This window comes from Amycolatopsis sp. NPDC049688 (genome assembly GCF_040674975.1).
Lineage (GTDB): Bacteria > Actinomycetota > Actinomycetes > Mycobacteriales > Pseudonocardiaceae > Amycolatopsis.
The window spans coordinates 1-12402 of sequence record NZ_JBFANY010000018.1 but is presented as its reverse complement, the minus strand read 5'-3'; the positions used below and the strand labels follow the sequence as shown (position 1 = coordinate 12402).

Genomic DNA, 12402 nt, shown 5'->3' with positions numbered 1-12402 from the left:
TTACTTTTCGGAAAGCGTTTCCCGCGCTTCGGCGTCCCCGGCGAGCAGGAGGTAGGCCGCGGCCGTCCAGGTGTAGGCGCGGTCCCGCAGGCCGTCGCCGGTCAGCGCGTCGAAGTTCTCGGCGAACCCGGATTTCTCGCACACCGCGCGGAACCGCGCGCTGACCCGGTCGGCGAGGTCTGCCGCCCCGGCGCGGCGGAGGCCGTCCTCGATCAGCACCGTGACCGGCGCCCACACCGGCCCGCGCCAGTAGCCGTCCGCCTCGTACCACGGCGATCCGGGGCGTTCGGTGGCCAGCCCGATGTCGGTGAGGTGCTCCTCGAGCCCCGCCACGAGCTTCTCCCGGACCTCGGCCGGCAGGTGTTCGCCGAGCACGACCGGCATCAGTTCGAGCAGGCTCGCGCCGCCCTGGACCGCGCCGGTCGTCGCCGAGCGGCTGACGAACTTCGTGCCGTCCCAGAGCTCGCCCAGCAGGGCCGCCAGCATGCCGTCCGCTTCGGCGCGCCACCGCGCGGCCGCGCCGGCCTCGCCGAGCCCGGCGGCCAGCCCGGCCAGCTCCGTCAGCTGCAGCACCAGGAACGCGGCCAGGTCGGGGGTCTGCACCAGCCGTTCGCGGGCGAACGGCGTCGCGTTGTCCCAGCCGCTGTCGTTGCCGTGTTCGTAGTGGGCGACCGGCCGGCCGGGCACGCGGCGGTGGTCGAGCCAGAACGTCGTCCACGCCGCCAGCTGCCGGTAGGCGCGCTCGGGTTCCGGCAGGCCGCCGGGCAGGCGGGCCCGCAGGCGGCTCAGGGCCCAGCCGTGGATGGGCGGCTTGACGAAGTTGCGCAGCACCTCGGCGTGGGTGACCGAGTCGGGCAGCGCGCCCCGGTCGTCCTGGTGGTCGAAGACGACCTGGAACTGGTGCCAGGCCAGTTCGGGCCGGCCGCCGGCCAGCGCGAGCGCGTTGAAGCAGTGGTCCCAGCTCCACACCTTGTCCATCCAGTGCTTCGACATCAGCACCGCCGGACGGCCCACGAACCCCGACGGCGCCACGATGGCCGACCAGAGCACGTAGCAGGCGAGCTCGGCCGCGGGCGTGCGTTCGCTGCGCCAAGGCGCCACCGAATCGGCGAAGGCGGCGAACGCGGCCCCGGCGGCGGCGACCACGGCGTCGAACGCCGTCGACGGCACGTACGGCTCCCGGGCACCGGGCAGTTCCTCGAGCACCGCTTCCCAGCTGTCGCCGCTCAGCACGACGGCCCGCTCGGCCGTGCCCAGTGCTTCGGCGCCGACGTGCCGCATCTGTCCGGAAAGGACGGTGACGCGGTAGCGGTGACCGGTTTCGTAGGAGGTGAAGACGACGGAACCGTCGACCGGGTCGGCGAAGAAGTAGGTGCCGGTGAACGGGGTCAGCGTGGGCTCGGCCGCGCGGATCCGCAGGGCCAGGCCGCGCCCGGCGATCCGGAGCGCGTCCGGGCCCGCGTACGCGGCCGTGATCCGCCGGTCCCCGGCCCCCCAGGTCAGCGCGGACGGCGTGGCGCCGGCCGGGACCGCCACCCGCTCCCCGCCGCTTTCGGGGACGAGCGCCAGGACGGCGTGCATGCCGTGGCGGTGGGACACCAGGTGCAGGTCGTCCGCGTAGGTGGCTTCGGCCACCACCGGGGAGACGTCGAACCACGATCCCGGGTGGCTGAAGGGGATCTCCCGCAGCGAAAACTCGCCCGTGGGCACAGAAGCGTCCTTTCCGAGAGGGAGGTCAGTCCTTGACGGCGCCCGCGGTGACGCCGGCGGCGACGAACCGCTGCGCCAGCACGAGGAGCACGGCGGCAGGCACCGAGGCCACCACCGCCGTCGCCATGATGGAGTTCCACTCCTGGTTGTTGTTGCCGATGTAGCGGTAGATGCCCAGGGTCAGCGGCCGCAGCGAGCCGCCGCCGTCGAGCGTCGCCGCGAAGACGAAGTCCGACCAGGCCCACAGGAACGCGAACAGCCCCGCCGTGACGACCCCGTTGCGGCTCGCGGGCAGCACCACCGACCAGAACGCGCGCACCGCGCCCGCGCCGTCGATGGTGGCCGCCTGGACGAGCTCGTCCGGCACCGAAGCCATGAACGAGGTCAGGATGAGCACGGCGAACGGCACCGCGATCGTCGAGTCGGCCAGCACCAGCCCCCACGCGGTGTTGGTGATGCCGAGCGTGACGTAGATGCCGTAGAAGCCCAGCGCCATGATGATGCCGGGGATCATCTGCGCGACGAGCAGCACGAAACCCAGCGCCCGGCGCCCGCGCGGGCGGAGCTTGGCCAGCGCGTACGCCGACGGCGCCGCCAGGGCCAGCGTCAGGGCGACGGTCCCCAGCGCGACGAGCAGGCTGGTGGCGAAGTACGGGAGCTGCTCGTGCAGCACCCGCTCGTAGCCCTCGAAAGTCGGTGCCGCGGGGAACCAGTCGGGCGGCGACTTGCGCATCCGCCCGGCCGGCGTCAGCGACACGTTGACCATCCAGTAGACGGGGAACAGCATCACGGCGGTGAGCACCAGTCCCACGGCGGTGCGCCAGCGGCGGATCACGCTGCCTCCTGCCGGCGTTGCGCGCGGATGTAGAGCAGGCCCGCGACCAGCGCCAGCAGGATGAGCACGTTGCCCACGGCCGCGCTGGGCCCGAACCGCGGCAGCAGGCTGCCGAACCCGAGCTGGTAGGACCAGGTGGCCAGGGTGGTCGACGACCCGCCGGGCCCGCCCCTGGTCATGATCCAGATGACGTCGAACACCTTCAGCGTGTAGACCAGCCCCAGCAGCAGGGTGATCGCCGAAACCGGCCGCAGGAGCGGGAAGGTGACGTGCCGGAAGCGCTGCCACGCCCCGGCACCGTCGAGCGACGCGGCCTCGTACACCTCGGCCGGGATGTTCTGCAGGCCGCTGTGCAGCACGACGAGGTTGAACGGCACGCCGATCCAGATGTTGGCGATGATCACCGAGACCAGCGACCACGACGGCGAGGTCAGCCAGTCGATCCGGCCGGCGCCGAACCAGCCCAGCACGGCGTTGACCACCCCGGACTCGCTGTTGAGCAGCCACGCCCAGGTCGAGCCCGAGACGATCAGCGGCAGCAGCCAGGGCACCAGGAACAGCGCCCGCAGCGTCGGGCCCAGCCGGAAGTGGCGGGCGAAGAACACGGCCATCGCCAGGCCGATGCCGTACTGGAACAGCAACGACGCGGCCGTGAAGACGAACGTGTTGAGCAGCGCCGTACGGAAGGTCGGATCGGCGAACACGGTCGTGTAGTTGTCGAACCACACCAGCGGCGCCCCGCCGTGCACGAAGGTGCGGACCGTGTAGTTGCGCAGGCTGAGGTCGACGTTCGTCACGAGCGGGTAGCCGTAGCAGAGCACGAGGTAGGCGACGAGAGGCGCGAGGAACGCCCACGCGAGCAGCTGCGGCCGACGGCGGCGGCCCGGCCGGCCGGGCGCTCGCGCGGCCGGCCGGACGGCAACCGGTTCACGGATGTCCTGCACGAGCGGGCCTACTTCGCCGACGCGGCGGTCGCCTGCGCGGCCGCGAGCGCGGCGTCCGGGGCTTTCGCGCCGGTGAGCGCGGCCTGCACGGCGCCCCACAGCGGTTCCGAGATCCGCGGGTAGCGGGTGCCGAGGTTGTCGCCGGTGCGGCCCTTCGCGACCTTCACGGCGTCGACCCACACCTTCAGCTCCGGCTGTGCCGCGACCTGCTTTTCCTGCACCGCGGGCACGGCGGACACGTAGGTCAGCGCGGTGTCGGAGTCGAGGACGTTGGCCGGGCTGGTCAGGCAGGACGCGATCTTGCCCGCGGTCTTCTCGCTGTCCGGGCTGCTCTGCGCGGGCACGGTGACGAACTCGCCGCCGGTCGGCGCCGGGGCCGCTCCCCCGGCGCGGGCCGGGATCGCGAGGACGCCGTAGGCGAAGCCGGCCTTCTTCGCGTTCTGCAGCTGCCAGGTGCCGTTCTCGGCGAAGGCGTACTCGCCGGTGGCGAACTCCTGCCAGCTGGTCGTCTGCGTGTTGCCGACCACCGAGTTCGGCGCGTACCCCTTGTCCAGCCAGGACTTCCACTGCGCGAGCGCCGAGGTGGCGGCGGGCGAGGCCAGGTCGGTCAGGTTCGCTCCCGCGCCCCAGAACCACGGCAGGAACTGGAAGCTGCCTTCCTCGGTGCCGATGGCCGAGAACGTGATGCCCTTCTTGCCGGCGGCGTGCACCTTGGCCAGCGCGGCGTCGAGACTCGCCCAGTCCTTCACCGACGCCGGGTCGACGCCGGCCGCGGTCAGCACGTCCTTGTTGTAGTAGAGGGCGAGGGTGTTCGCGCCGATCGGGACGCCGTAGGTCTGCCCCTTGACCTCGGCGGCGGCGAGCAGGTTCGGGGCGGCCTGCGCGGCGTCGAGGCCGGTGTCCACATTGGACTTCAGGACACCGCCGTCGGCCAGGGTGGAGACCACGGGGTTGTCCACCACCAGGACGTTCGGCGCGGTGCCCTGCTGGGCGGCGAGCAGCACCTTGTTGGTCAGGTCGGTCGTGTCGAACGCCTGCCGCGCGATCTTGACCCCGGCTTCGGCACCGCACTTGTCGACGACCTTCGCCCACGCGGAGCTCGCGTCGAACTGCGGGTACGGGTCCCAGACCGTGAAGGGCCCCGCGGCGGCGGGGGCCGTTCCGGAGGAGCACGCGGCCAGCGCCGTCGCGGCGACGGCCGCCGACAGCAGCCGGATGATCGGGTGACGCTGCATGAGGGGTCCTTCCTGTCGGCACCTGCGACGACCGTGGATCCTTCGTCGAACCGGTTCGATGACCGAGGCCGCGTCACCGTAAACCCCGCGACCACTCCTGCGCAATACTGCGTGTACTACGATCGAACCGGTTCTGGACGACGCTCGGGAGTGGGATGAACATCGGCGAGATCGCGCGGCGCGCGGGGGTGTCGCGCAGCACCGTGTCGTACGCGCTCAGCGGCAAGCGCCCGGTCTCGGCGGCCACCGTGCAGCGCATCAACGACGTCATCGCCGAGCTCGGCTACCGGCCCAACGCGAGCGCCCGGGCGCTGGCCGAGGGCCGCACGCGCACGCTGGGCCTGGTGGTCCCGCCGGCCAGCCGCCGGCTGACCGACGTCCAGCTGGGGTTCGTCGGCAGCGTCGTGGACGCGGCCGCGGCCCACGACCTCGACGTCCTGCTCTCCCCCAGCGGCGGCGACCACGACCGGTCGTTCGAGCGCATCGTGACCGGCCGGCGCGTGGACGGCGTGATCCTGATGGAGATCCTCCTGGAGGACCCGCGCGTCGAGCGGCTGAGCCAGGCGAGCCTGCCGTTCGTGACGATCGGCCACGTCGAGCACCCGGGCGCGTCCTGGTGGGTCGACGTCGACTACGGCGGGCTGATCACGCGCTGCGTCCACCACCTGGCCGACCTGGGGCACGAGGAGGTGGTGCTGATCAACCGGTCGGCGGAACTCGTCGCGGCGGGTTACGGCCCGGCTCTCCGTTCGGCCACGGGATTCCTGGAGGCCACGGCGGCGCGCGGCTTGCGGGCCCGCACGGTGTGCTGCGCGGACGAAGCGGCGGCGGGGCTGGCGTGCTTCGAGCAGATCCGGACCCAGTGGCCCGAGGTGACGGCGGCGGTCACGATCAACGAGGCGGCACTGCCGGGGGTCCAGCGCGCGTTGCACCGGGCGGGGTTGGAGGTACCGCGCGACTTTTCGCTGACGGGGGTGATCGCGGAGAGGCTGGCGGAGGACTTCCACCCCCCGCTGACGGCAGCGGACGTCCCGGCCACCACCCTCGGCCGCCTGGCGGTCGACCTGCTGCTGGCCCAGATCGCGGACGGCGACGCGGAGCCGCGCCACGCACTGCTGGAGCCGCCGATCTCGCTGCGATCGAGCACGGGGGCCCGGCCACGGGGGTAGCGACGAGCCGGCCCGGCTCGGCACACGACCCCGCCGCCGACCCACCACGGTCCAGCGCACGCCCGCCGCCGGCGGCAATCCGACCGGCCCGTCGTGCTCCGGCAACGCCATGCGGGCCGCCAACAGCGGCAACCCGACCCAGCCCACCACCCTCCGCCGGCGGCAATCCGGCCCAGCCCGTCGTGGTCCCGCAACGCCACGCGGCCCCGCCAACAACGGCAACCCGACCCAGCCCACCACCCGCCGCCGCGAAACCGGCCGAGCCACCGCAACTCCCCGCCCCCGAGCGTTGCCACCTCCGGTCGAACCGCCTCCGCCGTTCGGGCGGTGCCATCTGCACCAGGCGTGCCCTAAGGTGAGCTCATGATCGAACCGGTTCGATCGTTCCCCGCGGAGAGGCTCCGATGTCCCCCATCGACCAGCTGATCGTCACGGTCCTCGGCGCCCGCCGGGCCCGGGCCCGGGAGCCGCGAACCACCCCGGCCCGCGAGCCACGGCCGGTCCGCGACCCCCAGCAGCCCAAGCCAGACCGGCCCTGACCTCTCACAACCCGAAGACCCGGAGGTCGATCGAGTCGCCCAGCAGGCGGTCCCCCGCCGCGTTGGGGTGGTAGCAGTCGGTGCGCCAGTCCGCGCGGATCACCGTCGGGTCGGCCGGGTCGCGCAGCACCGCGTCGAAGTCGAGGACCGCGTCGAACGTGCCCGACGCGCGGATCCACGCGTTGACCGCCAGCCGGGCCTGCTCCTTCGGGCCGCCCGGCGCGTTGCACATCGGCAGGATCGTCGCGCCGACGATCTTGCGGCCCGCCGCGTGCACCCGCCCGGCTATCGTCCGCATCGCGTCGATGACCTGCGTGGCCGGCGCCGGGGGCGCGTAGTCGCCGCCACCGAGGTCGTTCGTGCCTTCCAGGAGCAGGACGTACCGCACGCCGGGCAGGGAAAGCACGTCCCGGTCGAGGCGGGCCGGCGCCGGTGGCCCGCAGCACTGGCCGGTCGGGTCGTACGGGTTCGGCTGCACGCTGACGGTGTTGCCGCTGATCCCGGCGTTGGCCACCGACAGCTGCCGCGCCGGCGGGCGGGTCGCGATGCGCCCGGCGAGCACGTCGGTCCAGCGGGGGCCGCCGCCGAAGGCGTTGTAGCCGTCGGTGATCGAGTCCCCGAGGGCGACGATCGTGCCGCGGGCCGGCGACACCGCACTGATCGCGTCCGCCCACCACAGCACGCCGGGCGCGAAGGCGCCGTACGCCCGTCCCGACTCGTCCGCGCCGGCGTCACCCGGCCCGGCCGAGGCGAACGACCCCGGCGTGTCGGTCTCCGGCGGCGGGAAGGTGTGGTCGTCGACCGGCGACCCGGGCGCGTACACGCTCACCGCGACGTGGTCGCCGCGCCGCACGGACAGCGGCAGCGGGTCGGTCCACGCGCTCGCACCCGGCGGGATCGTCACCGCGTGCCGGAACCCGAACGTCGCGCGGCGGTTCGAGCCCGGCACCAGCGCGGGCGAACCCGTCGACGGCTGCCGCCCCACCCACACCGACCGCACCTGCAGCGGACCGGCGCCGAACGGGTTGCCCAGCCGGACGCGCAGGGCCGTCCCGCTCGCGGTCACGGTGAGCACATTGCGGACCGTGACGTCGGGCGAAACGCCGTGCACGCCCTCGAGGGACGACTCCGTGAGCGTGACCGAGCCCGGCAGGGCGGACGCCTCCGCCACCGCCGGGCTCAGCAGCGACGCGGAAACAGCCAGGACGACAGCGGTGCTGCGAAGACGCATCCGGGCATCCTCCTCGTCGACGGGGGTGATCAGACGACGACCGGCCAGCCGGCCGCGTCGTAGGTCAGGCGGTTGACGCCGAGGAGCGCTGCGCCGTTGTCGGCGTAGTAGTGGTAGAACAGCAGATCGCCGTCGTTGTCGGCGAGCACGGCTTCGTGGCCCGGTCCGTGGACGCTGCCGTGCCCGGCCAGGATTTCGGTACCACCACCGGAGTTCATCGGCACTCCGCTGCGGTCGGCGTAGGGACCGGTGACGCTCGTCGACCGGCCAACCACCACACGGTAGGTGCTCGACGCGCCGCGGCAGCAGAAGTCGAACGACACGAACTGGTAGTAGTACTGGCCGCGCTTGACGATGTACGGCGCCTCGATCGCGCCACCGCCGCGGCCCGCGATCGCCGTCATGCCGCTGCCCTGGCGCAGGCCGGTCGCCGGATCGAGCGCGATCAGCTTGATGCCCGACCAGAACGAGCCGAAGCTCAGCCACCACCGCCCCTGCTCGTCCACGACCAGGTTGGGGTCGATGGCGTTGAAGTTGTCGCTGTCGCGGGACTCGACCACGAGCCCCTGGTTCGTCCACGTCCCCGAGCCACCGGAAGCACTGGTCGCCAGGAAGATCGCCGAGTGGCGGGAACCGAACGTCGAGGCCGAGTAGTACAGGTAGTAGCGGCCGTTGTGGTAGGAGATGTCCGGCGCCCACAGGCTGCGGCTGCCCGCGGTGTAGGACGTGGTCCACGGCGCGCCGCCGGGGAACGCCGAGCCGGCGTTGCGGAACGCCGTGCGGTCGGTGGAGGTCTTCAGCGCGATGCCGTCCCCGGTGTGCGCCACGAGGTAGCTGCCGTCCGGGCGCTTCACCACGCTCGGGTCGTGCACTCCGATGTCGCCGGTCACGCGACCGGGATTCGGGTAGCCGGCCGCGGCGGCCGCCGGCGCGGCGGGCAACGCGACCAGAAGTGCGGTCAGGACAAGGAGGACTGTTCGAGCGACCGACATGGTGCCTCCCTCGGCACGGAACGGGCCGGGCGGGTGATCATGCGCCACCACCGGGGTGACGCATGATCACCGCTGGGGGTCAGGACCACGGAGAGCTGACGAGCCAGCTCACGTCGTCGTTGTAGGCGGTGGCGTTGTCGAAGGTGTTCGACCCGCCGTTGGCGGCGATGTAGACGATGTTGGCGTAGTGCCGCACGTACCGGTCGGGGAAGTTGAGCGACCGCAGCGACGCGCCCTGCCCGTTGCGGCCGGCCTCCGGGCAGAAGGTCGCGTCCTGGGCGAACAGCGAACTCCCGTCGTTGGCCTGCAGGTACAGCTGGTAGTTCTGGTGCCGCAGGTACTGTCCGGGCACGTTCCTGGACTCGAACGACACGCACGAGGCACTGCCGAGTCCGGTTCGGACGGTCCAGGAACTGTTGCCCTTTTCGGTGGCGGAGCTGCCGCTGCCGATCACCGCGGTGTCCACTGTGGACCCCGTGTGGTGGATGTAGCGGTCGGTGCAGCAGGCGGTGGTGGCTCGCAGCGAGACGGACGTGCCCGGCGTCAGGCCGGTACCCGCGGAACTCGTGGCGTAGCCGGCCGCGGTGATGTTGGCCTGGACCGCGTTCTCCGTGGCGTCCGAAGGATAACCGGACGTCATCACGCCTTCGTAGAAGGTGCCGCGGGCGCCGACGCTGTTGTCGCCGCCGATGCCGAGGATGATGGCGCCTTCCTTCTTCATCGGGTTGTAGCCCGACACGTTGGGCCGCACGCCGTCGTAGAACGTCGACACACCACCGGACTGGGCGTTGCCGCCACGGATGGCCCAGTGGTTGGGGCCGCCCTTGATGATCGCCGTCAGGAAGCGGTGGCTGATGCTGGGGTCGTTGGCGTTGTAGTGCTGGTTGACGCCGGAGAACAGGCCGTTCTCCAGGTCGGCCATGATCCACGGGCCGTTGCCGGCGCCGTAGCCCCACACCTTGATGTTGCCGAAGTAGATCGCTTCCATGGTGCCGTTGCCGTTGTCACGGCTGTTGCGCTCGGCGTTGCCGTAGTCGAAGCAGCAGCCGCCGTTGTAGTGCGTGCCGTCGAAGATCGCGTACATGCCTTCCGGCTGGTCACCGGTCGCGACGCCGTTGGTGTTGTTGTTGCGGTAGCCGGTACCGGGGGCCACGTAGACGCCGTAAGCCTTGTGCCCGCCCACCGTGATCGGCGCCGCGGTGGCGTTGGCAAGGTTGTCGTACCCGCCCGCGGCCGGGCCGGAGAACCCGCCCGGGGGCGCCTGCGTGAGGCGGTTGTTCCGGCCCGACTGGTCGTAGATGACCGTGATCAGGCAGGTCGTCCCGGCGCAGAACGAATCCTGGGTGGCGGCGTTGGCGACCCCGCCCGCGGTCAGCGGGGCGATGTCGCGCGTGGCGCTGTCCGACGCGCGCCGGACCTGGTACAGCGGGCCGTTGTAGGCGCCGTACAGCGCGCGGGTCGTCGAATGCGCGGCCACGCAAGGCGTGCCGCCGGCCGCGTAGATGTCGCAAGGGCCCTGCGTGGCCGCCTGGGACGTGCCGCCACCGACCAGCAGACCGGTGACGAGCGTGCCGGCCGCGAGGACGGCGGAGGCGATGGCGCGGGGAGTTCTCGGCTGTCGTGCCATGGGTGATCTCCTGGTGCGGTGCGGAAATCCTCGAATCGACAGGTGCGCGGGCCGGCGACGTTGCCAACCTCCTCCTCGATCACCGACACGCTGGGACGGCACAGGCGGAGCGATTGTGAGCGCTAACATAACGCCCGCGCCGACACAGTGCAATGGGGGATTTCCGCAGCGCAATTCTTTCGACGCTTTCGAGATCCCGCCCGGACCCCTTGCCCCGCAAGAGGATTCCGGTCAGGCGCCCTTCGCCTCGTCGTACCGGGCCTGCGCCGCCATCACCTCGGGCACGCCGGCTTCGAGCACCTCGATCAGCGCCAGCAGGCGCCGGGCAACCTCCTGACCGGCGGGGGTGAGGCTGTATTCGACGTGCGGCGGGATGGTCGGGCGCGCGTCCCGGTGCACGAAACCGTCGCGCTCGAGCGTCTGCAGGGTCTGGGCGAGCATCTTCTCGCTGACCCCCTGCACCCGGCGGCGCAGGGCGTTGAACCGGAAGACGCCGTCGTTCAGCGCGGCGAGGGCGAGCACGCCCCACCGGCCGGTGACGTGTTCCAGCACGGCCCGGGACGCGCACGCGGCGCTGAACACGTCGGCGACCAGTGCCTCGTGCTCGGCGTCGGCTCGTTGTTCATCCACCCCTCGATACTACCCAAGAGTTTGCACGATGGATGTGACAGCACTAACAATGAGTTGGTACTTTCTAAAAGTTAGTACATCCTCCAGGGACCAGGTACTTGAACCTTCAAGGAGTCCTCATGATCGTCGTCACCGGCGCCACCGGCCACCTCGGCAAGCTCGTGGTCGAAGGCCTGCTCGAGAAGCTGCCCGCCGACCAGGTCGTCGCCGCGGTCCGCACCCCGGAGAAGGCCGCCGCCCTGGCCGAGCGCGGCGTCGAGGTCCGCCGCGCGGACTACACCGACCCCGAAAGCCTGGTCACCGCGTTCAAGGGGGCCGACAAGCTGTTGCTGGTCTCCAGCAGCGAGGTCGGCCAGCGCGTCGCGCAGCACCAGGCGGTCATCGAAGCGGCGAAGCGGGCCGGTGTCGGGCACCTCGTCTACACCAGCGCCTCGAAGGCGACGACGTCGAAGCTCGCGGTGGCCCCCGAGCACAAGGCGACCGAGGAACTCATCGAGGCGTCCGGCCTGACCGCCACCATCCTGCGCAACAACTGGTACCACGAGAACTACGCCGAGACGATCAAGCAGGCCGCCGGGACCGGCAGCTTCGTCGGCAGCGCCGGTGACGGCCGGATCGCCGGCGCCGCCCGCGCGGACTACGCCGCGGCCGCGGTCGCGGTGCTGGCCGGCGAAGGTCACGAGGGCAGGATCTACGAGCTCACCGGGGACACCGCCTACTCGTACGCGGACCTCGCCGCCGAGATCGCCAAGGCCACCGGCCGCGAGATCACCTACGCCGACCTGCCGGCCGACGAGCACGCCAAGGTCCTCGCCCAGGCCGGCCTGCCGGAGCCGCTCATCGGCTTCCTGGTGGCGATCGACGGCGACATCAAGGACGGCCTGCTCGCCGAGACCACGGACGACCTGCGCACCCTGATCGGCCGCCCGGCCACGCCGGTCGGTGTCACCGTGGCCGAGGTCGCCGGCCCGCGCTGAACCCGCCGCCGAGCCGCCCGGCCGTCGTCACAGCGGCCGGCCGGGCGGCTTCCGCCGGGACACGCTGGTCTCCCGCAGCGGCGGCTGCCACACCCGGGCTTCGGGGGATTGGCCGTCGTCACCGGGCTGGTCGAGCGGGTCGGTCCCGTTCTGCCAGCGAGCCCAGTGAGCCGCGCACATCCTGCGCCAGAGGGCCGGCTCGTCGCACTGGTACCGCCGGCAGGTCGGTACCCGCTCCTGGTGATCGCTCACGTAATCGCTCCACTCGCCTTCGAACGTTCCGCGTTCAACTACCACAGCGGCAGTGGCGTTGTCGATCCTCGCCTCCGCCGGACGGACCCTTCGCGATCGCCGGGGTTAACCTTCCGCTAACCGGGAAAGCCCCCTCCGACCGCCACCCCGACGACGGAGGGAATGTCGTGTTCCGTCACACGAAGCTGCTGCAGTTCGAAGCCAAGCCCGAAAAGCCCGACCCCGTCTACGCCCACAAACTCCAGGAACTCATCGGCGGCG

Annotated in this window: 13 protein-coding genes; 4 read left to right on the top strand and 9 right to left on the bottom strand. The window is 71.7% G+C overall.

Annotated features, from left to right (window positions below):
• Genes AB0J55_RS38005 through AB0J55_RS37990 form a run of 4 tightly spaced genes read right to left on the bottom strand, consistent with a single transcriptional unit; the run spans position 1 to position 4724 of the window.
• Positions 1-1710, bottom strand: coding sequence for a glycogen debranching protein (locus AB0J55_RS38005; protein ID WP_364260221.1), 1710 nt, complete (start codon positions 1708-1710; stop codon positions 1-3).
• A gap of 25 nt (positions 1711-1735) precedes the next feature.
• Complete coding sequence (locus tag AB0J55_RS38000) at positions 1736-2545, bottom strand: carbohydrate ABC transporter permease (protein WP_364260218.1); 810 nt, start codon at positions 2543-2545, stop codon at positions 1736-1738.
• The gene (locus AB0J55_RS37995) at positions 2542-3489 is read right to left on the bottom strand and encodes a sugar ABC transporter permease (RefSeq protein ID WP_364260215.1); all 948 of its coding nucleotides are present in this window, start codon (positions 3487-3489) and stop codon (positions 2542-2544) included. The genes AB0J55_RS38000 and AB0J55_RS37995 overlap by 4 nt, the downstream gene beginning before the upstream one ends.
• Before the next feature lie 8 nt (positions 3490-3497).
• Positions 3498-4724, bottom strand: a complete 1227-nt coding sequence (locus AB0J55_RS37990) for an ABC transporter substrate-binding protein (RefSeq protein ID WP_364260212.1) — start codon at positions 4722-4724, stop codon at positions 3498-3500.
• A 104-nt stretch (positions 4725-4828) separates the two neighbouring features.
• Here AB0J55_RS37990 and AB0J55_RS37985 point away from each other — a divergent pair, with 104 nt between their 5' ends.
• Both AB0J55_RS37985 and AB0J55_RS37980 read left to right on the top strand, forming a co-directional pair.
• Positions 4829-5893, top strand: a complete 1065-nt coding sequence (locus AB0J55_RS37985) for a LacI family DNA-binding transcriptional regulator (RefSeq protein ID WP_364260670.1) — start codon at positions 4829-4831, stop codon at positions 5891-5893.
• Between the two features lie 404 nt (positions 5894-6297).
• Positions 6298-6432 (top strand): hypothetical protein, encoded by a 135-nt coding sequence (locus tag AB0J55_RS37980; RefSeq protein ID WP_364260210.1) that lies wholly within the window; start codon positions 6298-6300, stop codon positions 6430-6432.
• A 4-nt stretch (positions 6433-6436) separates the two neighbouring features.
• On the opposite strand, the gene AB0J55_RS37975 is transcribed toward AB0J55_RS37980, so the two are convergent.
• The 4 genes from AB0J55_RS37975 to AB0J55_RS37960 form a co-directional block, all read right to left on the bottom strand.
• Positions 6437-7663, bottom strand: coding sequence for a GDSL-type esterase/lipase family protein (locus AB0J55_RS37975; protein WP_364260207.1), 1227 nt, complete (start codon positions 7661-7663; stop codon positions 6437-6439).
• Between the two features lie 29 nt (positions 7664-7692).
• Positions 7693-8655: an arabinan endo-1,5-alpha-L-arabinosidase gene (locus AB0J55_RS37970; RefSeq protein WP_364260204.1), complete on the bottom strand. Its 963-nt coding sequence runs from the start codon at positions 8653-8655 to the stop codon at positions 7693-7695.
• A 79-nt stretch (positions 8656-8734) separates the two neighbouring features.
• Positions 8735-10282: an alpha-L-arabinofuranosidase B gene (locus AB0J55_RS37965; RefSeq protein ID WP_364260201.1), complete on the bottom strand. Its 1548-nt coding sequence runs from the start codon at positions 10280-10282 to the stop codon at positions 8735-8737.
• A gap of 231 nt (positions 10283-10513) precedes the next feature.
• Positions 10514-10912 carry a helix-turn-helix domain-containing protein gene (locus AB0J55_RS37960; protein ID WP_364260198.1) on the bottom strand — a complete coding sequence of 133 codons (399 nt, stop codon included), beginning with the start codon at positions 10910-10912 and terminating at the stop codon, positions 10514-10516.
• A 119-nt stretch (positions 10913-11031) separates the two neighbouring features.
• Here AB0J55_RS37960 and AB0J55_RS37955 point away from each other — a divergent pair, with 119 nt between their 5' ends.
• Positions 11032-11889 (top strand): SDR family oxidoreductase, encoded by an 858-nt coding sequence (locus AB0J55_RS37955; RefSeq protein WP_364260195.1) that lies wholly within the window; start codon positions 11032-11034, stop codon positions 11887-11889.
• A 27-nt stretch (positions 11890-11916) separates the two neighbouring features.
• Here the strand turns inward: AB0J55_RS37955 and AB0J55_RS37950 are convergent, their stop codons facing one another.
• Positions 11917-12141 (bottom strand): hypothetical protein, encoded by a 225-nt coding sequence (locus tag AB0J55_RS37950; protein WP_364260192.1) that lies wholly within the window; start codon positions 12139-12141, stop codon positions 11917-11919.
• 167 nt (positions 12142-12308) lie between these two features.
• On the opposite strand from AB0J55_RS37950, the gene AB0J55_RS37945 reads away from it, so the two are divergent.
• On the top strand, positions 12309-12402 hold a 94-nt coding region (locus tag AB0J55_RS37945), incomplete at its 3' end, for a manganese catalase family protein (protein ID WP_364260667.1).

What these genes read in the sequence shown, in the direction of transcription:
- AB0J55_RS37965 (WP_364260201.1), bottom strand. Translation starts at nt 10,282, where the DNA reads ATGGCACGACAGCCGAGAACTCCCCGCGCCATCGCCTCCGCCGTCCTC.
- AB0J55_RS37980 (WP_364260210.1), top strand. Translation starts at nt 6,298, where the DNA reads ATGTCCCCCATCGACCAGCTGATCGTCACGGTCCTCGGCGCCCGCCGG.
- AB0J55_RS37990 (WP_364260212.1), bottom strand. Translation starts at nt 4,724, where the DNA reads ATGCAGCGTCACCCGATCATCCGGCTGCTGTCGGCGGCCGTCGCCGCG.
- AB0J55_RS37955 (WP_364260195.1), top strand. Translation starts at nt 11,032, where the DNA reads ATGATCGTCGTCACCGGCGCCACCGGCCACCTCGGCAAGCTCGTGGTC.
- AB0J55_RS37970 (WP_364260204.1), bottom strand. Translation starts at nt 8,655, where the DNA reads ATGTCGGTCGCTCGAACAGTCCTCCTTGTCCTGACCGCACTTCTGGTC.
- AB0J55_RS37975 (WP_364260207.1), bottom strand. Translation starts at nt 7,663, where the DNA reads ATGCGTCTTCGCAGCACCGCTGTCGTCCTGGCTGTTTCCGCGTCGCTG.